The sequence below is a fragment of the Micromonospora sp. KLBMP9576 genome (genome assembly GCF_050941805.1).
Classification (GTDB): Bacteria; Actinomycetota; Actinomycetes; order Mycobacteriales; family Micromonosporaceae; genus Micromonospora.
In genome coordinates, this window is sequence record NZ_CP194567.1 from 2,739,119 (window position 1) to 2,761,331 (window position 22,213).

At 76.2% G+C, this 22,213-nt stretch carries 18 protein-coding genes; 5 read left to right on the top strand and 13 right to left on the bottom strand.

Features of this window, described 5'->3' with window-relative positions; all coding sequences use genetic code 11:
• Positions 1-95 precede the first annotated feature (95 nt).
• On the top strand, positions 96-818 hold the full coding sequence (locus ACQ452_RS12205) for a VOC family protein (protein WP_433393217.1): 723 nt from the start codon (positions 96-98) through the stop codon (positions 816-818).
• 28 nt (positions 819-846) lie between these two features.
• Here the strand turns inward: ACQ452_RS12205 and ACQ452_RS12210 are convergent, their stop codons facing one another.
• The 4 genes from ACQ452_RS12210 to ACQ452_RS12225 form a co-directional block, all read right to left on the bottom strand.
• Entirely contained in the window at positions 847-1,242 is a 396-nt protein-coding gene (locus ACQ452_RS12210) for a fluoride efflux transporter FluC (RefSeq protein ID WP_433393219.1), read from the bottom strand.
• Positions 1,242-1,640: a fluoride efflux transporter CrcB gene (crcB, locus tag ACQ452_RS12215; RefSeq protein WP_433393221.1), complete on the bottom strand. Its 399-nt coding sequence runs from the start codon at positions 1,638-1,640 to the stop codon at positions 1,242-1,244. Before crcB ends, ACQ452_RS12210 begins: the two co-directional genes overlap by 1 nt.
• 107 nt (positions 1,641-1,747) lie before the next feature.
• The gene (locus ACQ452_RS12220; protein WP_433393223.1) at positions 1,748-4,582 is read right to left on the bottom strand and encodes a helix-turn-helix transcriptional regulator; all 2,835 of its coding nucleotides are present in this window, start codon (positions 4,580-4,582) and stop codon (positions 1,748-1,750) included.
• A 387-nt stretch (positions 4,583-4,969) separates the two neighbouring features.
• The gene (locus tag ACQ452_RS12225; protein ID WP_433393225.1) at positions 4,970-7,459 is read right to left on the bottom strand and encodes a LuxR C-terminal-related transcriptional regulator; all 2,490 of its coding nucleotides are present in this window, start codon (positions 7,457-7,459) and stop codon (positions 4,970-4,972) included.
• Between the two features lie 22 nt (positions 7,460-7,481).
• Here ACQ452_RS12225 and ACQ452_RS12230 point away from each other — a divergent pair, with 22 nt between their 5' ends.
• A complete protein-coding gene (locus tag ACQ452_RS12230; protein ID WP_433393227.1) occupies positions 7,482-8,009 on the top strand; it encodes a 4'-phosphopantetheinyl transferase family protein in 528 nt (175 codons plus the stop codon).
• Positions 8,010-8,034: 25 nt separating this feature from the next.
• Here ACQ452_RS12230 and ACQ452_RS12235 read toward each other — a convergent pair whose 3' ends face one another.
• The gene (locus ACQ452_RS12235; protein ID WP_433393229.1) at positions 8,035-9,438 is read right to left on the bottom strand and encodes an acyl-CoA synthetase; all 1,404 of its coding nucleotides are present in this window, start codon (positions 9,436-9,438) and stop codon (positions 8,035-8,037) included.
• Between the two features lie 525 nt (positions 9,439-9,963).
• Between ACQ452_RS12235 and ACQ452_RS12240 the strand changes: the two genes are divergently transcribed.
• Positions 9,964-10,281, top strand: coding sequence for a DUF5988 family protein (locus tag ACQ452_RS12240; protein WP_433393230.1), 318 nt, complete (start codon positions 9,964-9,966; stop codon positions 10,279-10,281).
• A gap of 50 nt (positions 10,282-10,331) precedes the next feature.
• On the top strand, positions 10,332-10,682 hold the full coding sequence (locus tag ACQ452_RS12245; protein WP_433393232.1) for a VOC family protein: 351 nt from the start codon (positions 10,332-10,334) through the stop codon (positions 10,680-10,682).
• 40 nt (positions 10,683-10,722) lie between these two features.
• On the opposite strand, the gene ACQ452_RS12250 is transcribed toward ACQ452_RS12245, so the two are convergent.
• The 8 genes from ACQ452_RS12250 to ACQ452_RS12285 all read right to left on the bottom strand — a co-directional run bounded on the left by ACQ452_RS12250 (position 10,723) and on the right by ACQ452_RS12285 (position 21,025).
• Positions 10,723-12,447 (bottom strand): hypothetical protein, encoded by a 1,725-nt coding sequence (locus tag ACQ452_RS12250; protein ID WP_433393233.1) that lies wholly within the window; start codon positions 12,445-12,447, stop codon positions 10,723-10,725.
• 7 nt (positions 12,448-12,454) lie between these two features.
• The gene (locus ACQ452_RS12255; protein WP_433394116.1) at positions 12,455-12,967 is read right to left on the bottom strand and encodes a hypothetical protein; all 513 of its coding nucleotides are present in this window, start codon (positions 12,965-12,967) and stop codon (positions 12,455-12,457) included.
• A gap of 2 nt (positions 12,968-12,969) precedes the next feature.
• Complete coding sequence (locus tag ACQ452_RS12260; RefSeq protein WP_433393235.1) at positions 12,970-13,941, bottom strand: VWA domain-containing protein; 972 nt, start codon at positions 13,939-13,941, stop codon at positions 12,970-12,972.
• A 35-nt stretch (positions 13,942-13,976) separates the two neighbouring features.
• Positions 13,977-16,202 (bottom strand): tetratricopeptide repeat protein, encoded by a 2,226-nt coding sequence (locus tag ACQ452_RS12265; RefSeq protein ID WP_433393237.1) that lies wholly within the window; start codon positions 16,200-16,202, stop codon positions 13,977-13,979.
• Entirely contained in the window at positions 16,199-17,068 is an 870-nt protein-coding gene (locus ACQ452_RS12270; RefSeq protein ID WP_433393239.1) for a hypothetical protein, read from the bottom strand. Before ACQ452_RS12270 ends, ACQ452_RS12265 begins: the two co-directional genes overlap by 4 nt.
• A gap of 14 nt (positions 17,069-17,082) precedes the next feature.
• Complete coding sequence (locus ACQ452_RS12275; RefSeq protein WP_433393240.1) at positions 17,083-18,165, bottom strand: transporter substrate-binding domain-containing protein; 1,083 nt, start codon at positions 18,163-18,165, stop codon at positions 17,083-17,085.
• Positions 18,162-19,547 carry a hypothetical protein gene (locus ACQ452_RS12280; protein WP_433393242.1) on the bottom strand — a complete coding sequence of 462 codons (1,386 nt, stop codon included), beginning with the start codon at positions 19,545-19,547 and terminating at the stop codon, positions 18,162-18,164. Before ACQ452_RS12280 ends, ACQ452_RS12275 begins: the two co-directional genes overlap by 4 nt.
• A 239-nt stretch (positions 19,548-19,786) precedes the next feature.
• On the bottom strand, positions 19,787-21,025 hold the full coding sequence (locus ACQ452_RS12285) for a PucR family transcriptional regulator (RefSeq protein WP_433393243.1): 1,239 nt from the start codon (positions 21,023-21,025) through the stop codon (positions 19,787-19,789).
• Between the two features lie 84 nt (positions 21,026-21,109).
• Between ACQ452_RS12285 and ACQ452_RS12290 the strand changes: the two genes are divergently transcribed.
• Positions 21,110-22,204: a ferredoxin reductase gene (locus ACQ452_RS12290; protein ID WP_433393244.1), complete on the top strand. Its 1,095-nt coding sequence runs from the start codon at positions 21,110-21,112 to the stop codon at positions 22,202-22,204.
• The last annotated feature ends 9 nt before the right edge of the window (positions 22,205-22,213 follow it).

The following is a 22,213-nucleotide window of genomic DNA, read 5'->3' on the forward strand; positions in this document are numbered from 1 at the left end:
TCGGATGCGCACGCCCCGGCCCGTCCCTAGGCTCCGGCAGGCCGGCAGGCACCCCGCCGCCGGCCGTCGGCCACCCGGATCGGAGCTGGGCAGCGATGACCTCTCAACTGTTCGCGGTCTGCCTTCACGCGCGCCAGCCGCTTCGTCTCGGGCGGTTCTGGTCCGAGCTTCTGGAGTGGGAGCTGGTCGACGACCCGCACGACGGCGTCACGCTGCTGCCCACCGACGACACCGGGTTCCGCCTGCGTTTCCTGCCGACCGAGCGGGAGAAGGCCACCCAGAACCCGATGCACTTCGACCTGACGAGCAGCTCCCCGCAGGACCAGCAGCGGACGGTCGCCAGGTCGCTGCGGCTCGGCGCGCAACACATCGACATCGGCCAGCGCCCGGAGGAGGGTCACGTGGTGCTCGCCGACCCCGAGGGCAACGAGTTCTGCGTCATCGAACCGGGCAACAAGTTCCTCGCCGACTGCGGCTTCGTCGGCGCGCTGGCCTGCGACGGTTCGCGGGAGGTCGGCTATTTCTGGAGCGCGGCGCTGGGGTGGCCGCTGGTCTGGGACCAGGACCAGGAGACCGCGATCCGCTCACCCCACGGCGGTCCGAAGATCACGTGGGGCGGCCCGCCGTTGATGTCGGGCGACGGCCGGGAGCGGGTGCACTTCGACCTCGCCCCACCCGTGCCCGGTGACCGGCAGGCAGAGGTGGACCGCCTGCTCACCCTCGGGGCTACCCGGATCGACACCGACAGGGGCGAAGCGGCCCGGGTGGCGATGGCCGATCCCGACGGCAACGGGTTCTGCGTGCTGACGCCCCGGTAGTCCCTCCGGGCCGCTGCCGGGACGGCCCCTAGATCAGACTGCCGAGCCACAGGCCGAACGCGGCCAGGACAAGGCTCGCGCCGAGGCTGCCGAGCACGTTGAAGGCCTCGACGGCGGCGTTCCTGCGCAGCAGTCCCAGCGTGTGCCACTCCTCCGTGGAGAAGGTGGTGTAGGCGCCGAGGAAGCCGACCCCGGCGACCGTGGCGAAGTCCTGCGCCCCACCACCGAGGTTCTTCGCGGCGTAGCCGGTGACGATCCCGAGCACGAAGGCGCCGGAGACATTGATCAGGAAGGTGCTCGCCGGGAAGGCCCTGCCGGATCCCGTGACCCGCCCCTTCCACCACGGCTTCACCAGCGCGTCGACCCCGGCGCGGCTCAGCGCGCCGAGCCCGCCGGCCAGGAACACCCCGATGCCCACCCACATCAGGCGTGCCTGCCCGTCGGACGGCCCACCCGCAGTTCCGCGAGGCGGGCGCCGAGTGCCGCGGCGACCACCCCGAGGACGATGCTCACGACGAGATAGATGATGCCGGTCCCGCTGCGTCGCGCCCCGATCAGTTGATCGGCCTCGACGATGAAGTGCGACCAGGTGGTGAACCCGCCGATGAGGCCGGTCGAGAGGAACGGCTTGCCCCACGGGCCCGGTAGCCGGTGCGCCGCGAGCAGCGTCATCACGGCGCCGAGGGCGAAGGCGCCCACCATGTTGACCACGAAGGTGACCCAGGGGAAGTCCGGCGGCGTGGGCGGGGCGAAGTTGAGCCCCAGGACGTACCTCAGGGTGGCGCCGATGCCACCCCCGATGATGATCGCTAGGACTTTCACGTATCCATTAGTCCACCGAAGTCCGCCACCGCCGCCGAGGTCGGACGGATCTCACCCGTACGGTGGGCGAACGCACCACGCCCCCGGTCGCGGCGGGTGGTTGCTGGTCAGGAGACGACGCCGAGCTCCCGGTCGGCGGGCGGTTCGGCGTACGCGAGGAGCCGGGTCGGCAGGTCGGTGCGGCGCTTGACGTTCAGCTTGCGGTACACCCGCGTCAGGTGCTGCTCCACGGTGCTGACCGTGATGTAGAGCTGCCCGGAGATCTGCCGGTTGCTGTGCCCCTGTGCCGCGAGGGCGGCGACGCGTCGCTCCGCCTCGCTCAGCCCGTCGTCCGCCTCGCCGGCCCGCGCGGCCGGCGGACAGGCCGGCCTCGCCGGCTGCGAGCCCACCGGCGCGTCGGGCCCCGCCTGCTCGCGCCGGATCAGCCGCTGGGCCAGCACGGCCGCCCCACAGTCCTGGGCCAGCTGGTACGCGCGGCGCACGACCACCCGGGCGCGGGCCGAGTCGCCGGCGCGGTGCAGCGACTGGCCGGTGTCGCCCAGCGCCCGGATCAGCTCCAGCCGGTCGCCGCTGACGTGCAGCAGGTGGACCGCCTCCGAGAGCAGCTTGCGGCGCTGCTCCTGGGGGGCGGTGCCGGACAGCAGGCGCAGGGCGCGGCCCCTCGTGCGGTTGTCGATCCCGTGCGGCGCGCGGAGCTGATCCAGCAGCAGCTTGGTGCCGTTGGTCTTGTTGCCGACGGCGAACTGGACCCGGGCCAGCTCGAGGCGCCAGGGCACCAGCGAGCCCCCGTCGATGCCCCAGGTGCTCATCAGCTCACCGCACCGGCGCAGGTCGTTGGCGGCGGCGAGCGGCCGCCCCACCGCCAGGTGGTGGCGGGCCCGGGCCGCGAGATAGTGCAGGCCGAGGGGGGTGCGGATGGTGCCCGGGGGAAGGGCGATCGCGAGCCAGCGCTCCGCCTCGTGCGGCCGGCCGGCCTCGGTCGCGCAGGAGACGAGGGTGGCCAGCGGGCCGGCAACGGCGACTCCCCACGCCGCCGGGGGCAGGTCCTCCAGGGCGGTGCGCGCGTGCCGCTCCGCGTCCGGCAGGTCGCCGAGGCGCAGCGCCGCCTCGGCGCGCACGGCACGCAGGACGGCCCGCCAGGCCGGGGCGTGCCGCGTCGCGGGGCGGTCGAGCAGCAGGTCGGCCCAGTACGCGGCCCGGTCGGAGCGGCCCTTCCAGAGCAGCGCCAGCAGGGCGGTGGTGAGCATGCCCAGGGCGCCCTCGTCGGCGTGGTGACGCTGGACGAACTGCTCGGCGGCGCCGACGGTGTCCGTCCCGGCGGCCGGCATCAGGGCGGAACCGAGCAGCGCCAGCGCCTGCAACGACGGGTCGGTGCCGGCGTGGCCGCCGCCGTGGGCCCACGGGTGCGGGGCCTCCCGCACGGCGCGCAGCTCGTCCGGGCAGGAGAGCGAGACGAGCAGCTGCCACATCTGACGCTGATCGCGGGCGCCGTCGTCCTCTGCCGGGCCGGCCGTCACCGCCTCGACGGCCTCCTCCATCCGCCCCTGCCAGAGCAGGTAGGGCACCGCTGACAGGGTGGACCAGCCGCCCGCGCGGGCCGCCTCGACGAGGTCGTTCAGGTGGCCGTTGGCGGCGAGCGGGTTCACCTGCCAGCGCGCGTTCACCAGCATCGCGTCGACCCGGTCGCGCTGCCCGTCGCCCGTCGCGGCCCGTCCCGCCAGCCGCAGGCAGGCGGCCGTCACGTCGGGGCGGCCGGCGGCCAGCGCCTGCCCGGCGGCCTCCCGCAGGACGGACGCCGCCCACGGGCGGCCCGCCCAGCCGGCGGCCACCAGGTGTTCGGCGACCACGCTCGCGTCGGTGCCGTTGTCGTGCAGCACCTCGGCGGCCCGCCGGTGCAGGGCACGACGCTCCTCGGGTGGCAGGTCGGCCAGGATCGCGCGCAGGATGCGCGGGTGACGCAACCGGTCGACGTCGACGAGACCCGACATCCGCAGCACCCGTACGGCGGGCACCGCGGCTTCGGCCGCCACGTCGAGCACCTGTCCGAGCAGCTCGGCGGGGGCCGGACGATGGAGCACGGCCAGCGCCTGGGCCACCCGGCGGACGGGCGGCTCGTGGCGGTAGAGGCACCCGATCACGGCCTGCTCGAAGGCGTCGCCGCCGGCCCCGTCGGCCTCGTGGCCGATCCCGCCGCCCTGCTGCTCGACCAGCGCCCGGGCCAGCAGGGGATTGCCGCCGGTGACGGCGAGGCAGCGCTCGGCGGCCAGCCGGGCCTCGGCCCGCCCGTGGCCGCTGTCGACCAGCTGTGCGATCGCCGCCGCGCCCAGCGGGGGAAGCGCGACCCGGGAGAGGTGCGGCAGGCTGAGCAGCTCCGCGCGGAAGTGCGGGTGGGCCGGCCGCAGCGTACCGGCCTCGGCCAGCAGGATCATGATCTGCGCGTGTCGCAGGCGTCGCGCCACGTAGAGCAGGCAGTGCAGCGACGCGGGGTCGGCGTGGTGCGCGTCGTCCACCACGATGACCAGCGGAGCCCGGTCGGCCAGGTCGGTCAGCGCGGTGAACACGCCGTGCAGCAGCGGCGCCCAGGCCTGGTCGAGGGCGCGCGAGTCGCCGTCGTCCCGGTCGGACTCCGGCAGGGGCAGGGCCGCGACGCCGTCACCGAGCAGCCGGTCCACGACGGTCGCCTGCCGCGCGTCGGGCCGGGCACTGTGCAGGAGCTGGCGCAGGATGCCGAGGTCGAGCTGCCGCTCGGCCCGGGAACCGGCGGCGGCGAGCACCCGGGCGCCGGCGCTGGCGGACCAGGCGCCGAAGACGTCCAGGACGCTGGTCTTGCCGCTGCCGACGGCACCGGTGAGCAGCGCGACGTGCCCCCGCCGCTGCTCCCGGCAGGACAGGAAGGCGTTACGGAGCCGGGTGAGTTGTTCCTCCCGCTGCGCCAGAATCACGTGCGTGTGCCTCTCTCGTCGGCGGTGCCCGGACCGCAGGACCGGTCCGGGCACCACCCCTGGGACGGACGCCGCCACCCGATCCGGGGTGCCGCGGACGTCTGGAGCCGCGGACACCACCATCGGGTCGATGGGCCTGACCTGGCCCGCCGTGGGTGGCGGGCCGATCGCTGAGGGGAGTTTGGCACCGGCCCGCCGGCCCGACAACGGGCGTCAGACCCCACGCTTTGGCGGGACGATGGCGGGATTTCAGCGGCCCCAAGGGGTTGCGCGAGCGGCCGGCAGGAGGGTATGCGCGCGACGCGCCCACGCATGACGGAACCCGTGCCGTCGGCCGACGGCGCTGAGGCCCGTACGGCGGGCCCGGTCGACGGGCACGCGCCCCGGTCAGTGGGAGCCGGGCCCGCCCGGCGTCTGCGGGTGCCCGGACCCCGCGACCCGGCGACGGCCGGCGTCGTCCGTGACCGCCGCGCCGCGACCCGCCGCGATCGCCCCGGGATGGGGTGGCCGCAGCCGCGCGGCGAGCTCGCTGCGGGAGTTCACGGCCAGCTTGCGGTAGACGCGGGTCAGGCGCTGCTCGATCGTGCTGACGGTGAGGAAGAGCTTGTCGGCGATCTCGCGGTTGGTGTGGCCCTGCGCGGCGAGGATCGCGACCCTGCTCTCCGCGTCGCTGAGACCGTCGACGGGGCCGGGCGTGCCCCGCGGCCGTGCCGTTGCCCGCCCGGCCGACGGCGGATCCTGCCCCGGCAGCGGCAGGCCGCACTCCTCGGCGAGGGTGCGGGCCGCCCGGGCCGCGCCGCGGGCCTGCCGGTGATCCCCGAGGACCTGGTGGGCGTGGCCGAGGTCGGTGAGGCTGTGGGCCAGTTCCAGCCGGTCGTCGGACTGTTGCAGCGCGTGCACGGACGCCCGCAGGTGCTCCAGCCGATCCGGCGGGTCCGTCACGGTGGCGAGCACCCGCAGCGCCGCGCCGCGCTGGCGCAGGTGCCCCGGACGCAGCCTGGCCAACTCCTCACGGACCAGGATCTCGGCCTGCTGACGGTTGCCCTGACGCAGCAGCGCCCGGGCCGCGTCGGTGCGCCACGGCACGAGCGCCGGCAGGTCGAGCCGCCACTGGGCCATCAGGCGCCCGCAGAGCTGGAAGTCGGCCAGGGCGGCCGCCGGATTGTCGGCCGCGAGCGCGTACCCGCCGCGCGCGTGCAGGTAGTGCAGTCCCAGGCGCGTCTCGAACAGGGCGGCCGGCACCGGCACGCGGAGGCACTCCGCCGCCGTGTCGAGCTCGCCCAGGGACGTCAGCGCGCGCAGGCGCACGGCCAGCGGAAGGCCGATGGCGACACCCCAGCCGCGCGCGGGCAGTCGCGCGAGCGCGCCGTCGGCCAGTCTCCGCGCGCCGGACAGGTCGCCGCGACGCAACGCGATCACCGCCGCCAGCGCGTCGAGCACCGCCGACGGGGTCGGGTGGCGGTGGGTGGCGGCGGCGTCACGCAGCCGGGTACGCCAGTGTTCGGCCATGTCCAACCGGTCCGCGTAGATCATCGCCTGCAGGACACAGACCGCCGTCCAGCAGGAGGTGTCGAGGTCCGGCCCGGCGGCGTGCAACGCCTGCTCGGCGTCGTCCACCGCGGCGCTGTCGCCGCGCTCCAGGACGGCGCCGAGCATGTTGGCGCCCTGGAGTTGCTGCCTGATGCGGGAGAGGGCGGGCGGGTCGTGCGTCGGCAGGGGCGGCGCCGGACTGTCCGCCCGCGCCCCCGGATAGAGCATCGTCAGCCATCCGTTCGTGACGAACAGGTCCGTGACGGACTGCGTGTCGCCGGTTTCGTGGCGCTCGCGCAGGAGCTTGACGAGTTCGACGGCCGTGTCGACGAGGCCGTGCCAGAGCAGGTAGTGGACGGGCCGGGCGGCCTGGTGGGCCCCCAGGTGTCCCGACCGCACCGCGTCGACCAGCCCCGGCAGGTGCGGCAGTACGGCCTGCGGGTCGAGCTGCCACTCGGCCCGGACCAGCGCGGACCGTACACGGGTGCGGGCACCGTCGTCGGGGCACTCCCGGTTGGCCTGCCGCAGGTAGCGCAGCGAGGTGTGCACATCGCCGTCGCGCAGCGCCTGTTCGCCGCCCTCGACGAGTGCCTGCGTCATCCAGGGCTCGACGGGCGTGCCGGCCTGGACCACGTGCCGCGCCACCTCGCCGGCCGGCGCGCCGTCGCGGTGCAGCAGGCCCGCGGCCTGCCGGTGCAGGCGTACGCGTTCCTCCGCCGTCATCCCGTCGAGCACCGCCTGGCCGACGGCCGGGTGCCGCAGCCGGCCGTCCACGACGAGGCCCCCGCTGGTGTTCACGTCGATCGACTCGAGCACCGCCGCGCCGTGACCCTCGACGAGGCGGGCGGACAGGCCCCCGCGCAGCGACTGCCCGCTGACCGCGAGCGCCCGGGCGGCCCGCAGCAGCAGGTGTTCGCAGCGGTAGAGGCAGCTCAGCACGGCGTCGCGGAACGCCTCGCCGAGCACCGGCCGGTCGTCGCGGGCGGCCCCCTCGGCGAGCTGGTCGTCGGCCAACGCCTGCACGAGCAGGGGGCTGCCACCACTGATCCGGTGGCACTCGTCGGCGACGCTCCTGGCGACCGGTACGCCGAGCCGGGCCGCGAGCAGCTCGAACGTCCCGTGGGAGGTGAGCAGCGGCACCCGGATCCGCTGGAGCCGGGCGGGCTGGAGCAGCCCCTCGTAGGCCTCGGGGTGCCAGGGCGCGGTCCGGGGGGATTCCGTGAGCAGGCGCGCGCCGGGCGACGTCCGGGGGGGATTCCGTGAGCACCCTGCGCGGCGATCATCACCCGCGGTGAGCGTCGTGGTGCTGCGCCGGGCGACGTAGTCCAGGCAGCGGGGCAGCGACAAGCGCCGACGGGAGTTCACCACGGTGCGGCACTGCGCCCGCCGGGCCCTGGCCACGCTCGGGTTGCCGGCGGTGCCGATCCTGTCCGGGCAACGAGGCGCACCGCTCTGGCCGGACGGCGTGGTGGGCAGCATGACGCACTGCGCGGGATACCGGGCGGCCGTCCTCGGCCGGCGGACGGCCTTCGTCACCCTCGGTGTGGACGCCGAACCGCACGCCCCCCTGCCGGACGGCGTACTCGACGCGATCGCCCTACCGGCGGAGCGCGAGCGCCTGGCCCGGCTGGCCGCCGCGCAACCGGCCGTCTGCTGGGACAGGCTGCTGTTCAGCGCCAAGGAGTCGGTCTACAAGGCCTGGTTTCCGCTCACCCGGCGCTGGCTCGACTTCTCCGAGGCCGACATCGTCGTGGACCCGGCCGCCGGCCTGTTCCACGCCACCCTGCTCGTGCCCGGGCCGGTGCTCGACGGGACCCGGCTGGGCGCCTTCACCGGCCGGTACCGCGTCGACCGAGGGCTGGTGGTCACCGCGATCGGCGTGCCCGCCCCCGCCTGAGCCGGCCCGCGTCGGCGCCGGGGCGTCACTCCGCGCCGAGCAGGCTCTTCTGCACCTTGCCGAGGGCGTTGCGGGGCAGCGCGTCGACCAACCGCACCTGCCGTGGCCGCTTGTGGACCGACAGGTGGCGGGCCACGAAGTCGATCAGCTCCCGGTCGCTGATCCCGTCGCCGACGACGTACGCGGTGACCTGCTGCCCCAGGTCGGGGTGGGGGGTGCCCACCACGGCCGCCTCCCGGACCCGGGGGTGGGCGAGCAGCGCGTCCTCGACCTCGCCCGCACCGATCCGGTAGCCGCCGCTCTTGATCAGATCGGTGGCGGCGCGGCCGACGATGCGGTGCCAGCCGTCCGGGCCGACGCTCGCCACGTCACCGGTGCGGAACCAGCCCTGCGGCGTGCGGCTCGCGGCGTCGGCGTCCGGACGGTTGAGGTAGCCCTCGAACAGGGTCGGGCCGCGCACCAGCAACTCGCCCATCGCGGCCCCGTCGGCGGGCACCGCCGCGCCGTGCTCGTCGACGATCCGGGTGCGTACGCCCGGCAGCGCCGTCCCGACGGTGCCGGCGCGCCGTGGCGCGTCGGCCCGCCCGCTCAACGTGATCAGGGTTTCCGTCATGCCGTACCGCTCGACGACGCGGTGCCCGCTCAGCGCGGCCAGCCCCGAGAAGACGGCCTCCGGCAGCGGCGCGCTGCCGGAGACGAGCAGTCGGGCGGGGCGCAGCGCGCGGGCGGCGGCCGGGTCGTCGCGGATGCGCGACCACACCGTGGGCACGCCGAAGTAGAGCGACCCGGCGGCGGCGGCGTACCGCTCGGGGCGGGGCCGGCCGACGTGGTGCAGCCGGCCGCCCACCCGCAGCGGCCCGAGCACCCCGAGCACCAGGCCGTGCACGTGGAACAGCGGCAGGCCGTGTACCAGCAGGTCGTCGGGGGTCCACGCCCACGCCTCGGCGAGCCCGTCCAGGCACGCGGCGATCGCCCGGCGGGAGAGCACCGCGCCCTTCGGCGCTCCCGTGGTCCCGCTGGTGTAGAGGATCAGCGCGGTGTCCCGCGGGTCGGGTTCCCGGTGAACGGTGTCGGACGCCTGCCGAAGGTCGACGGGGACCACCGGCGGCCCGCCCCCGGGGACGGGGGTGCCCGACGGGGCCAGCAGCGCCTGCGCGCCGCAGTCGCGCAGGATATGGTCGCGTTCGCGGGGCCCGGCGTCCGGCGGCACGGGCACCACGGCGGCGCCCGCGGCCAGCGCGCCCGTGACGCCCACGACCGTGTGCAACGTGGGCGTCGCCTCGATGGCGACCCGGTCGAGGCCGTGCAGCCGGTCCGCGACCGCGGCGGCGAGACCGCGCAGCCGCGGCCAGGACACCGCGTCGTCGCCCACCCGCACCGCGTCCGGCCGCTCGTCGGTGGCTTCCGCCAGCCAGCTCAACAGCGACATCGACGTCCTCCTGCGGGTCGGGGCCCGGTGCCGACCCCGGAGCCCGGCCGCCGGCCGACGGGTGCCCCGGTGATGCCGGCCCCGGGGCCGGCGGCGGGAACGTCCGGTGTCCCGACCGTAGTCGCCGGGCAGCAGCCCGCGCCACCCCTGTCCTGGTGCGCCAACCCTGGCGTGCCGCCGTACCCGCGGGGGAGCGCCCGCGGCGCAATCCGCCTCCGGCGGCCAGGTCGCCCGCCGCTGCGGCCGAGCGGCTCGTACCGCCCGGGAGCGCGCCCGCCGCTGCCGGGTGCGCCGCAGAAACAGCGTGGTCGCCGACGCCTCTCCCAGGGGGCGGTAAGGGTGTCCGGTGAATGGTGACCAGGATTACGTTCGAGGAGAACGGACGGCTGGTCAGGGGCGGCGCGGTTCGCCACGGCACGCCCTCCGGGCGCCCGGCAGCGGGTGTCGTCAGGCCTGTGCGGACGCGTCCGCCGCCGGCAGCGGCGGGCCCGCCCGAGGCACGCGGAATACGACGGAGGTCGTGTCATGAGAGACGTTTCCGAGTCGGTCACCACTGCCCGCGCGGCGGGCGGCGCGAAGGTCGACACCGACGACCGGTCCGCCCGGCCGGCGCAGCCGCAGCCGGTCCTGCGGGACGCCGCCGACGTCATCGACGTCGTCCTCGAGGGCGGCCCGGCCGACTTCCCGGCCGACCTGCGCAGTCACCGGACGGGGCAGGTGGCGCAGAAGGTCAAGGTCCGGCACTACGGCGGCTACGAGCACTTCGAGCGGGTCTCCTCCCTCGACCTCGTCGACGTTCCCGTGGTCTTCCGGTGGACCGGCCGCACCCGGATCGCCGAGTGACGGCCGGCGGCAGTCCCGTGCGCACCCGCGGCCAGCGGCCGGGGCGCCACGTGGCGGTCAGCGACACGGCGCGGGCCGTCGCCTTCTACACGGAGGTGTTCGGCGCGGTCCAGCTCGACCGCGAGTGCCTGCTCGACGGGCACGTGCTGCGCGCCGAGCTGGCCGTCGGCGGCCACCGGCTGACCGTCAGCGAGTGGCACGAGGCGGGTCCGCAGGCCGGGCGGCCCACGGACGGCGCGGGCGCGCTGATCATCGAACGGGCCGACGCCGAGTCGGTGCTGCGTCGGGCGCTGGCCGCCGGTGCCCAGGTCGAGCCCCAGTCCCAGGCGCCGCACCAGGTCACCCTCCGCGACCCGGCCGGCTTCCGCTGGACCCTCGTCGGCCCGCGGCCGAACCGATAGACCGCGCCCCCGCCCGCCCGCGCCGGGGTGGCCGCCGTGCTCACCCCGGCGCGGGCGAACGGTGGGCGTTGCGGGTGCGTACGGCGAAGAAGAGGGCGGCGGCCCGGCGGACGTCTCCCGGCCGTCGCGGGTCCGTGGCGATCTCGTGCAGCAGGTCCCGGTCGGCGCGGCCCGCCGCCAGCGTCGTCAACAGCGAGAAGCACTCCCGCGCGGCGTCGTGTCCGGCGGGGCCGTCCGGCCCGCCGGACCAGTGGGTGAGCAGCGCCGCCAGCACGTCCGCCCGGAACGCCGGCGCGCCGGTGCCGGCCGTGCCCCGGTCGGCGAGCAGATGACCGGCGGCGATCGCCCCGTGCGGCTCCGTGAGTCGCTCGCGCAGGAACGCCGGCGCGACGGCGGCGCGGCTGATCGCCCGCAACGCCACGAACCGCGTCGGGCCGGTGTTCATCAGCGTCACCCACTCGTCCGGCCGCCAGTCCCGGGCCAGCGGCCCGGCCGCCAGGTACTCCACCAGGCTGGGCCAGACCGACGCCAGGGCGTGCCGGTCGGCGCGGAAGAGGTCGGTGGCGAGCAGGACCTGCCGCACGTGCGCGGGCCAGTCGGGCAGCACCGCCACCGGGGAGGCCGGCGCGTGTGCCGCCGACCAGTCGACGACCGCCGCCACCGGGTCGCCACCGGCGACGGCGGCGGTCGCGGCCACCTCGACCAGGTCGGTGTGCCGGGTGCCCAGCCAGGCGGCGACCGCCTCGCCCTCGGGTGGGCGGTGCCGCAGCGCCTCGCAGGCGGCGTCCAGGCTGGCCCGGCCGCCGCGCAGCAGGGCGCGGACGAACTCGTCGAGCAGGGCGGCCGGGCCGGGCGTCGGGGCGGCCCCCGCCTGCCCGCCCTCCCAGACCAGCACGGCGACGGTGGCGGTGAGCGGGTTGTGCACCGGTTCGGTGATGCGCTGCGCGTGCGTCCAGTCCAGGAAGCTGCGGGCGGTGTGGTCGTCGGGAAACCAGCGGGCCGCCAGCAGCGCTACGTCGGCGTCGGTGAAGTGCGCCAGGTGGTAGGCGGGGTAGTCGTCGCCCAGCACGGCCAGCTCGTCCTCCGCCAGGTGCCGGGTGGTCACCAGCAGCCGCCAGGGCCGGGTCGCGGCGGCCGGGCCGGGGGAGCGGGCCAGCTGCGCGAGGCGGTTGAGGACGACGGCCCGCTCGTCCGGGTCGGCGACGGCGTCGAGCGCGTCGACGCAGACCAGCCACCGCCGGCCGGGAACGGGTGGCCGCTCCACGTCGAGGCGGGTGCCGTCGCCCGGGTACGCCTCGGCGAGCGCGGCGGGCAGCGGCTGGTGCACCAGGGCGGCGGCCGGCAGGCTCACCAGCACCGGCCCGGGCGGGCAGCTGCGCCGTCGGCCGCGTGCGGCGAGCCACCGCCGCGCCGAGCGCGCGCTCTCGTAACGCACCAGCGCCGTCTTTCCGCTGCCCGGCTCCCCGATCAGCAACACGTTGCCGGCGCCGGTGAGCAGATCCGCCACGTCGACGCCCTCGCCGGACGGGGCGAGCCGGGGCACCGCCCGGCGCGGCACGTACACCTCGGACAGCGGCTTGACGTAACCGCCGAAGCGGTGCGGATGGACGATGCCGGCGTCGGCCTCCCCGTGCCAGAGCGGGCGCAGTGAACTCCACCAACCGCGTCGGCTGCGGGCGCGGTGGCGGAGGGCGACGATCGCGGTGGCGAGCGCCAGCACGCCGCTGACGACGCTGGCGACCTTGTCCGAGACGTCCAGGTCCATCGGCTGCTCAGGGCCGGCCCGCGCCGGGTCGCGCCGCCGACAGGTGGTGGGCGCCGCATCCCTCGCAGTACGCGCCGGTCTGCTCCTCGCCGCAGTGCCGCCACGGCGCGGAAGGTTGCGCCGGCGCGGCCCGTTGCTCGGGCGGTTCCTGCGGTCCCCACCGGGACGTGTGGTGGGCCACCACCAGGGACGACTGCGTGAGCCGGACGTCGACGTCGGGCTTGAGGCGGACCCGGCCGCCGGCGGCGTCCCGGACGTCCACGACGCGGGCGAGCAGGGCGATGTCGCCGTCGCGGCCCGCCGCGTGGGCGAGCGCGACCGCGTGCCCGAGGTGCTCCTCCGCCTCCGCGACCCGGCCCGCCCGGGCGGCCGTCAGCCCCCGCTGGACCGCCGCCGCGTAGTCCTGCTGGCGGGTGTAGTACGCGACGCTCTCGTTGAGTTCCGAGTAACGCAGCGCGTCCTCGGTCCACTCCACGGTGAGCGGCACCTCGACCGCCTCCGTGCCGGCGCCCGCGTGCACACTCAACCAACCGATGCGCCGGCGCCCGCGTGCACACTCAACCAACCGATGCGCCGGCGCGCCCCGGGCGCCATCGCGTCCACCTCCAGGGCCACGTGGTAGTCGCGCTGGTCGTGCGGGCTCCACGCGCCGACCGGATAGTCGGTGCTCAGCTCGCCGGCCGGCACGCCACGCCCGCTCAGGTCGGCGAGCGCCGGGTGCACCTGCTTGACGAAGCGGACCCGGGCCAGCCCGGTGGTGCGTACCCGCAGCCGGACGTCGGGGACCCGCCGGGACATCGCGCGGGTCAGCACCGCCCGGAACTGATCGGCGAGCCCGGCGAGGTCCTCGACCGGCACGACGGGATTGGCGCCCAGCGCCTCCGCGATGCCCAGCAGCTCCGCCGCGTCCCAGTCGTGCACGCCGTCGGCCGAGCCCACGGCGCGGCAGTCGACGGTGAACCGGCCCACGCAGTCGTCCACCGCAGCCCGTAGCTCGGCGGGGCCCTGCGACTCGTTGCGGCCGTCGGTGAGCAGGATGACGTGCCCGATCGCGTCGGAGCGCGTGGCGAGCAGCTCGCGGGCCAGCCGCAGCCACGCGCCGATGGCGGTGCCGCCGTGCGGCGTCACGTGCCGCAGGGCCTGGCGGGCGGCGGCGCGGGTGGTCTCGTCGGCCACCGCCAGCCGCCGGTCACCGGGGTAGACCATCGTGGCGCGGGCGGTGCCGGCGACCACCGCGAACGCGACCCCGTCGGGCAGGGCGTCGACGGCGGCGGCGGTGGCCCGCCGGGCGGCGTACATCTTGGCCTGCGGTGCCCCCATCGAGCCCGAGGAGTCGAGCAGGATCACCTCCGCCAGGCCGTCGTGCCGGACGTCCGCGTGGGCGGACTCCTCGCCCCGTACGGTGGCGACCACGTCGAGGACCGCCCCGTCGGCGGAGACACACTCGGTGTGGTGCACGCGCAGCCGCAGCGGCAGATCGTTGGCGGGGGACACGGGTGACCTCTTCTCGTCGGGGCCGGCGACCGGGCTCACCACCACGTCACCGGCCGGTACGCGTTGGCCAGCTCGACGAGCGCGATCCGCTCCCGCCGGTCGGCGGTCCGCCGGGCGCGCGAGCGGCAGCGGCGTTCGAACGCGCGGCGCAGGGCGTCCCCGTCGAGCCGGTGACCGAACAGCAGCCGGCCGCCGTGTCGTGCCTCGGTGAGGTCGCAGTCGAGCGCGATGCGCAGGATGTGCGCCTCCACCTGCTCACGCTCGTCGAACGGGGGGAGCTTGTCGACGAGCGTGGCGGCCTCGAGCGCGGCGTCGAGGCGGTGCCCGTCGTCCGGGGCGTCGAGCAGGATCCGCACCGCGCACGTCACCGCCGCCGTCGAGGCGCGGGACGACTGCGGCACCCGCAGCAGGGCGTCGGCGGCGCCGCGCGCGTCGGCTGTCGCCAGCAGGCAGCGGGCCAGCCCGAAGGCCGCGGCCACCACGCTCGGGTCGGCGTCCCACACACCCCGGTAGTGGTCGGCGGCGGTGCGTGGGTCGCCGTCGAGTTCGCAGGACACCGCGTACGCGAGCCGGGTGGAGACCTCGCCGGGCAGCCAGCCGTAGACCTGTTCGAAGCGGCGTCGGGCGGTGGCGGCGTCGCGCCCCACCAGCGCCACCAGGGCACGGTGCCACCACAGCGACCAGTCCCGCAGCTCCTCGGGGAAGGCGGCGAGCAGCGGCTCCGCCTCGTCGACCCGCCCGGCGGCGAGGTGGGCCCGCACGGCGCGGTAGGTCACCTGCGCGGTCCGTTGCGGGGCGGTCCTCAACAGCTCGATGAGTTCGGCCGGGTCGGCGGAGCCGAGCGAGGCGAGGAACCCGGCGGCCGGGTCGGCGCCGTCGACCAGGGGCACGGGCAGGCCCGTCACGATCTCCACGACGTCGTGCTCGTCGCGGTCGGTGTGCAGGGCGAAGGCGCACGCGGACGGGCTGAACAGGGTGGACCGGGTCGGCCGGGGCACGCCGTCGGTGGCGGAGCTGACCTGCCGTCGTACGCCCCGGACCTGCTCGCGCATCTCGGCGGCCGTGGCGAACCGGTCGTCCGGTGCCGCGGCGGTGGCCCGGGCGAGCAGCCGCAGGAACGGGTCGAGCCGCGCGGGCACGGGCAGCCGCAGCAGGTCCTGCCCGGCCGGGATCCGGGTCACCTCCGTGGAGCGGGGCACCAGGGCCAGCGCGGCGAGGGTCCGGCCCACCGTGTAGAGGTCCGACCGGACGCTCGGGCCGGTGGGGCCGAGCCGCTCCACCTCCGGCGCGGTGTAGCCCACGGTGCCCCACGCCGGGCTCACCGTGTTGTCGATGCGACGGGCCGCGCCGAAGTCGACCAGCTTGATCGGGTCGTTGGCGCCCTGGCCGCCGACCCGCATCACGTTCTCCGGCTTCAGGTCGCAGTACAGCCAGCCCTGGTCGTGCAGGTATTCGAAGGCGTCGAGGATCTGCACGGCGTAGCCCAGCGCCTGCGCCACGTCCACCGCGCAGGGCCCGCCGCCCGGGCCGGCCGCGCTGCGGGCCTCCTCCAGGGTGCCGCCGTTGACGTACTCCATCACCAGGTAGCCGGCGTCCCGGTCGGACTCGGGGCGCAGCGCGTGGGTGATGGTGACGATCCTCGGGTGGTTCAGCGCGATCAGCGCCTGCCGTTCGGCGACGAACGCCGCGATGGCCTCCCGGTCCTCCGGGTTGCGCTGCCCCTTCAGCACCCGCCAGGCGCCGTCCATGTCCTCGTCGCGGGCGAGGAACACCCAGCCGACCCCGCCGTTGCCGAGGCAGCCCTCGATCCGGTAGCGCCCGGCGCGCAGGTCGCCGTCGGCCAGGGGCGGGGTGAACGAGTACCGGGTGCCGCAGTCCGGGCAGAACCCGGTGAGGCGGGGCAGCCGGCGGCGGCAGCTCGTCCGGACGCAGTAGCGGGAGTGTTCGGGGACGACCGGCTGCGACACCACCGCCGTGAGCGGGTCGTGGGGCCGTGCGGTCGGCAGCACGGCCGGTCGCTCCCACGGCCGCGACGCCGCGCGCCCCGGCCGGGGGTCGAAGGCCGGCCCGAGCACCGCGGCGGGGCCGGCGTCGATCCCGCCGTGCCCGCCGGCCCCGCCGTGCGCATCGACGCCGACCTGCCCGCCGGACCCGACCTGCCCGCCGGCCCCGGTGCACTCGTGCCCCCACAGCCGGCAGTACCCGTCCTCGTCCACCACGCCGGGACAGTTGCGCTCCGCGCAGCCGCGGCTCGCCGTCATCGCGTACCCCCGTTCACGGCCTGCTGGTAGGTCCGCACCGCCTGGCCGGCGGCGGTCACGGTGAAGACGCCGGGACGCAGCGCGGTCAGCGCCTCCCGGTAGGCCCGCTCGACCTGCGGATCCTCGGCGCGGCCCTCGTCGACGGCCTTCTGCCGGTACGCCTCCAGCCGCCCGGTCAGCTCCGCGTGGCAGCTTCGGCGCAGCCGACGCCGCGCGGTGTCGGTGCGCTCGACAGCCCGGTCGACGGCTGCCCCCAGCGACCCGTCGTCGCGTTCCGGCTGGACGTCGCCGCGCAGCCACCGGCCCCGGCCCGCCGTCTCCACGGCGGCGAGCTGGCCCAGCAGCCCGTCGACGGCGAGCGCCGCCACCGGGTCCGTCCCGTCGCCCAGTCCTTCGGCGGTGGCCTGCGTCGCGAGCTGCCGCAGCCGCTGCACGGAGGAACGTAGCCGCTGCGCCCGGACGGTCAACCGCTGTCGGCCGTACGCCTCGACGATGCCGTGGATGCGGGCCACGTGCTCGCGGGCCGCGACGAGGATCTCCTGGACGCTCATCGCCTCCACCCGCACCGGCTCGCCGGTGGCCGCGGTGAACCGGACCTGGCACGGGCCGGTCAGCAGCCCGACCAGGGCCTCCTCGCCCGCCCCCGTCGACTCCTCGACGCCGTCGAGGTCGTCCACCAGCCGGTCGAGGGCCAGCGACAGGCAGCCGAGCCGGTGCAGCAGGTCCCGGGCCTGCTGCGCGGGCGCCGCAGCCGGGCCGTCGGGCTGCCGGAACGCGTCCGTGACCTGCTGCTGGACGTCGAGCAGGTGCTCGCAGATCCAGGTGTGCGCGGCGAGGGTCGCGTCGAGGCGTTCCCGCACGGACATCGCGCCGCCGCCCATCAGTCGGCCGGCCGCGGGCTGGTCGACGCGGGGTCGGGGGGCGGCCAGTCGGTGGTCGGCGGCTCGGGCGACGGCATGCCCCGGTCCCGGTGCCCGGCGAGCCACCGCTCGTGGGCGTCCTGCCACACCTTCGCGGTAGGCGGTCGGGCCAGCACGTGGTTGACGAACGCGACCAGCTCCCGGCCCTCGGTCAGGTGGAACGCGAAGGCGTGCGGCTCGTCGGTGAACCAGGTGCAGTTCTCGTCCCGGTGGTACGCGCAGGAGCGCAGGTCCGGCCGGGGCGCCTCGGTCACCAACGTCGTGTCCGGGGCCATCCGGGTGAAGCCCAGCAGGATGTTGTCGTCGGTGCTGACCCCGTCCACCTGGCCCTGGCGCAGCATGACCAGGCAGTCGATCGGGTGCACGGCCTGCACCGGGACCGGCCGCGCGCCGGCCGCCGTGCGGTAGCCGGCGATCATCGCCAGGGAGGTGGTGTTCGCGGCGGCGCAGACCCGCCGGCCGCCGAGCTGCTCGATGCCCGCGAACTCGGGGCTGCCGTCGGTGCGTCGGCGTACCAGCACCGTCTGGCCCGAGTCGAGGTAGTCGTTGGAGAACAGCACCCGCCGGGCCCGCTCGCAGGACGCCGTCAGCGAGGTGGCGACGACGTCGATCTCGCCGTTCTCCAGCATGGTGAAGGCGCCCTGACCGGGCGGCACCGCCTTGAAGGTGAGCCGGTCGCGGGGGTCGTCGGCCGGCCAGAGGGCGCGGGTCACCGCCAGCATGAGCTCGATGTTGAAGCCCTCGAAGCGTTGGCTGCCGGCGTCCCAGTGGCTCATCGTGGCGTCCGACGGGTCCACGCCGGCGACCAGCTCGCCCTTGTCGAGGATGCGCCGTGGGGGCGTCGGGTCGGGCGGGAGGCTGCGGCGCACGGGGCAGACCCCGCCGGCCGTGTCGGTGGTCGGCACCTGCGCCACGCCCGGAGGTCGCGCCGGGGGAGCGGAGGCGGGCGTCGCGGGCCCGGTGCAGCCGGACAGGACCGCCAGCAGCGCGGCGAGGCAGGCGGCCCGGCGGGTGCGCGTCGCGGTCCGTCCCGGTGCGGTCACTGGTACTCCAGGTAGCGGCGGCGCAGCCCGGCGAGCCCACCGGCGGCGGCGAGCAGCGTGACCCAGGCGGCTGCGGCGCCGAGGTGGCGGGGCGTCTCGGGCAGATCGGCGACCATCCGGGAGACCTCCTCGTTGCGGGTGGTCAGTTCGTTGAGCAGGTGCCCCTCGGCGGCGACGAAGGCCTGACCCGCCGAGCCGTCGGCGAGCACCGTGTCGACGGCGTCGCGGAAGGCGTCGGGGGTGCGGCTCTGCCGGGCCGGCCAGACCGTCCGCGTCAGGGCGGTGCAGTCGATCCGGTCCGTCTGCGGTCCCGGTGTGCCCGCCGGGGCGAGGCAGAGGTCCCGGCGGTCGAAGTCGGCCCGGTGCCCGGCGGGGTCGACGCTCGCGCCGAGCCCCAGGTACACGTCCGCCCGGCCGGCGAGCAGGGCGCCGAGCCGCTGCTGGGTGGCGCTCTGCGCGTCGATGGCCCGTTCCAGCGCCGGGAACCCCCGGTCGGCCTGCGGCCAGTGCCACCACGACGAGGCCAGCATGGCCAGCAGGGCGGCCGTGCCCACCGAGGCCAGCAGCAGGCCGGCGTTGAGGCGGCGGCGGGTCCGCCGGCGCAGCCACACCTGCACCGCCACCAGGGCGGCGAGGGTGCTCAGCGGCAGCAGGACCGACGCGGCCAGCCACGGGCGGGCGGCGGCACGGGCGTCGAGCAGCAGCCTGGTGTCGTAGTTCCACAGGCCCTGGGCGGCGGCGAGCAGCTCGGTGGACATGTAGTGCGACGCCTGCCGGGCATAGGCGGAGGCGAGCACCGCGCGGACGGCGGGGCTGCCCGTACCGACCTGCTCCGTGGCTCCCGCCGGTGGGCAGGGCGACGGGTCGCCGGCGCCCGCCCCGGAGAGCGGACCGGATGCCCGCACGGCGGCGCACACGACGTCGCGGTAGACCTTCAGCCGGGCGGCGATCGTCGCCAGCCGGGTGAGGCGGTCCGGGTCGCCGGCGGCGTTGCCCATCGAGTCGGTCAGCGTGCGTTCGACCCGGTGGACGGCCGCGTCGTAGGCGGCCACCAGGGAGGCGCGCCGGGTCTCGGCCGGCGGGAGCAGGAAGACGGCGCTGGCGGCGACGTCCGCGTCGGCGAGGCCCTGGTAGATCTGCCGCGCGGTGGTGCTGGTGTTCACGGCGGTCGCCGCGGACCGCCCGCCCAGCGCGCTGGCCGCAGTGCGGGACTGCACGGCGACGACGGCGGTGGCGGCCAGCGCGGCGAGCAGCACGGCGCCGCTGAGCACGAGCAGTGCCGGGGTGGTGCGCAGCAGGTCGCGCAGCCGGCGCGTGCCACCCGGCCCGGCGGCCGGGCCGACGCGGTCGACCCCGGACTCGTTCCCCGTGTGCGACGCCATGCGCGTCCTCCGCTCGCCGGGGCCCGACCGGCGGCCCCCGGGCGGGGACGTCGCGGTACCGGAGGTGCCCCGTGCCCCGCCCGCGCGGCCCATCGCCGGCCCCGGCGGGGCTGGTCGGTGGTCGGGGTTCGCGGTCGGGGAGCGCTCAGGGTGTCACCGCGCGTCGCTGCGCGGCACGGGTATGTCCGGTATCTGACCTGAGCGTGACCGCGCGGACACGCAGGGCCCCGTGCGTGCGGTCAGGTCGCCGGCTCGTCGGGTTCGGCGCGGGGCGGGAAGGCCAGGGCAACGGTGAGGTCGAGGACCGTCGCCGGGTCGGTGAGGCGTTCGCCGTACAGCTCGCGGAGCTGGCCCATCCGGTAGCGGACGGTCTGCGGGTGCACGAAGAGGTCGGCGGCGACGTCGTCGCGCCGGCCCTGGTGCAGCAGCCAGCTACGCAGCGTCTCGGCGAGCCGTTCGGCGGTGCCGGGCGGCAGCGCCGCCAGGGGGGCCAGGACGCGGGCGCGCAGGTCCGCCAGCCCCTCCGGGTCGGTGCGCAGCATCAGTTCGGCGAGGTGTTCCTCGGTGTCCAGCGCGGGACCGTCGTCGGTCGGGCCCAGGCCGAGCGACAGGGCGCGCAGCGCCCGCTGGTAGGAGGAGAGCACCCGCACCCAGGGCCGGGCGGGGCCGAGCACGGCGCGGCGTCCGTGCAGCACCCGGGCGAGCTGCCGGCGCCGGTCGCCGTGCGTGTCGGGCACCAGCAGCACCGCCAGGTCCTCGCCCGCCCCGCCCGCCGGCGGGTCGTCGCCGCTCTCCAGGGTGTGCGGGTGCAGCCGCGCGAGCGCCGCCCGGAGGTTGGGCCGGGGCAGCAGGACGACGGTGAGGGTCTGCGGCGGCGGCCAGTCGGCCTGCTCGGCGCTGCGCAGCAGCACCTCCTCGGGCTCCCCGGCGAGCAGCCGCTGGCTGAGTCGTTCCAGGTTGCGTCGCCGGGCCCGGCCGGCGCTGGCGAGCTCGTCGGCGTGGCCGGCGACGCTGGCGGCGGAAAGCTCGTCGATGTACGCGAACATCAGCTCGGCGAACTGGGCCACGGTGGCGGCGGAGAGCCCGCCCTGCACGGTGGTGGCGGACATCTCCCGCCAGGCGACCCGGGCGCCGACGCGGTACGCGGCGAGCAGGGCGTCCATGCTCCTGCCGGAGCGCGCCTCGCCGCTGCCGAGGGCGTACGCGGCCTCCAGCGCGCCGACGAGCGGGGTGCTCGGGTCGGCGCCCTCGGAACGCCCGATGAGCTTGAGGAAGGTGCCGAGCGCGAGCTGCACCGCCGTCTCGATCTTCGCGCGCATCTGGCCGGTCAGCGTGCCGGAGTAGCTCGGCACCTCGGCGGTGATGGCGGTCATCGTGCGGGCGGCGAGCAGGGGCAGGCGCTCGTGCAGCGCGTCGGTCACGGGGGGGTCGAGTTCGAGGCGGGCCGCGCGGCGGGTCGCCTCCGAGCGTTCCGACACGATTGTTCCCTCCGCACAAAATGGCGTGCCCAAACTACCTCTACAGGTCAAGATTTTATGCCCTCGTGCCGCGATCATCGAACTATGACGACCACCACCGACCCGAGCCCCTCCGGGAAGGCGGCCCTGCGGGCCAGGATCCTCCGGCTGGCCGCGTCGGTCACCACCCCCCTGCTGCCCGACGACTATCTCGACATGGTGGCCCCGCTGCGCTCCGGCGCCGACCTGCGCGGCCGGATCGTCGCCGTACGCCCCGAGACCGCCGACGCGGCGACGCTGGTGATCCGGCCCGGCCGCGACTGGCGCGGACACACCCCCGGGCAGTACGTCCGCCTCGGCGTTGACGTCGACGGCGTACGCCAGTGGCGGGCCTACTCGGTCACGTCGGCCCCGGGCGGCCGGGACGGGCAGATCTCGATCACCGTGAAGGCCATCCCCGACGGGGTCGTCAGCGGTCACCTCGTGCGCCGGACGCGACCCGGGACGCTGGTCCACCTCGACCAGGCCCAGGGCGACTTCGTGCTGCCGGGCAGGCCGCCGGCCCGGGTGCTCTTCGTGACGGCGGGCAGCGGCGTCACCCCGGTGATGGGGATGCTGCGCGCCGGCGTGCTGGACGGCGCCGACGTCGTCGTGGTGCACTCGGCGCCCACCCCGGCCGATGTGATCTTCGGCGCCGAGTTGCGGGAGCTGGCCGGGCGGGGCGCGATCCGGCTCCTGCAGCGGCACACCGACACCGACGGCCTGCTCACCGTGGCCGACCTCGACCGCCTCGTGCCCGACCACCTCGACCGGGAGACCTGGGCCTGCGGCCCGATCGGCCTGCTCGACGCCCTGGAGGCGCACTGGACGGCCCGGGGGTGCGGCGACCGGCTGCACACCGAGCGGTTCCGGCCGACGGTCATCTCGGCGGGCGAGGGCGGCACCGTCACCTTCACCCGCTCGGGGGTCACCGTCGCCGCCGACGGCGCCACCCCGTTGCTCGACGCCGGCGAGAACGCCGGGGTGCTGATGCCCTCGGGCTGCCGGATGGGCATCTGCTTCGGCTGCGTCCTGCCGCTGCGCCAGGGCGCCGTGCGGGACCTGCGCAACGGCGACCTGACCACGGCGCTGCCCGGCGACGGCGTTCGTATCCAGACCTGCGTGTCGGCCGCGGCCGGCCCCTGCGACATCGACCACTGACCGGGAGCA

What these genes read in the sequence shown, in the direction of transcription:
- ACQ452_RS12205 (WP_433393217.1), top strand. Translation starts at nt 96, where the DNA reads ATGACCTCTCAACTGTTCGCGGTCTGCCTTCACGCGCGCCAGCCGCTT.
- ACQ452_RS12210 (WP_433393219.1), bottom strand. Translation starts at nt 1,242, where the DNA reads ATGTGGGTGGGCATCGGGGTGTTCCTGGCCGGCGGGCTCGGCGCGCTG.
- ACQ452_RS12235 (WP_433393229.1), bottom strand. Translation starts at nt 9,438, where the DNA reads ATGTCGCTGTTGAGCTGGCTGGCGGAAGCCACCGACGAGCGGCCGGAC.
- ACQ452_RS12240 (WP_433393230.1), top strand. Translation starts at nt 9,964, where the DNA reads ATGAGAGACGTTTCCGAGTCGGTCACCACTGCCCGCGCGGCGGGCGGC.
- ACQ452_RS12250 (WP_433393233.1), bottom strand. Translation starts at nt 12,447, where the DNA reads ATGGACCTGGACGTCTCGGACAAGGTCGCCAGCGTCGTCAGCGGCGTG.
- ACQ452_RS12265 (WP_433393237.1), bottom strand. Translation starts at nt 16,202, where the DNA reads ATGACGGCGAGCCGCGGCTGCGCGGAGCGCAACTGTCCCGGCGTGGTG.
- ACQ452_RS12270 (WP_433393239.1), bottom strand. Translation starts at nt 17,068, where the DNA reads ATGTCCGTGCGGGAACGCCTCGACGCGACCCTCGCCGCGCACACCTGG.
- ACQ452_RS12280 (WP_433393242.1), bottom strand. Translation starts at nt 19,547, where the DNA reads ATGGCGTCGCACACGGGGAACGAGTCCGGGGTCGACCGCGTCGGCCCG.
- ACQ452_RS12290 (WP_433393244.1), top strand. Translation starts at nt 21,110, where the DNA reads ATGACGACCACCACCGACCCGAGCCCCTCCGGGAAGGCGGCCCTGCGG.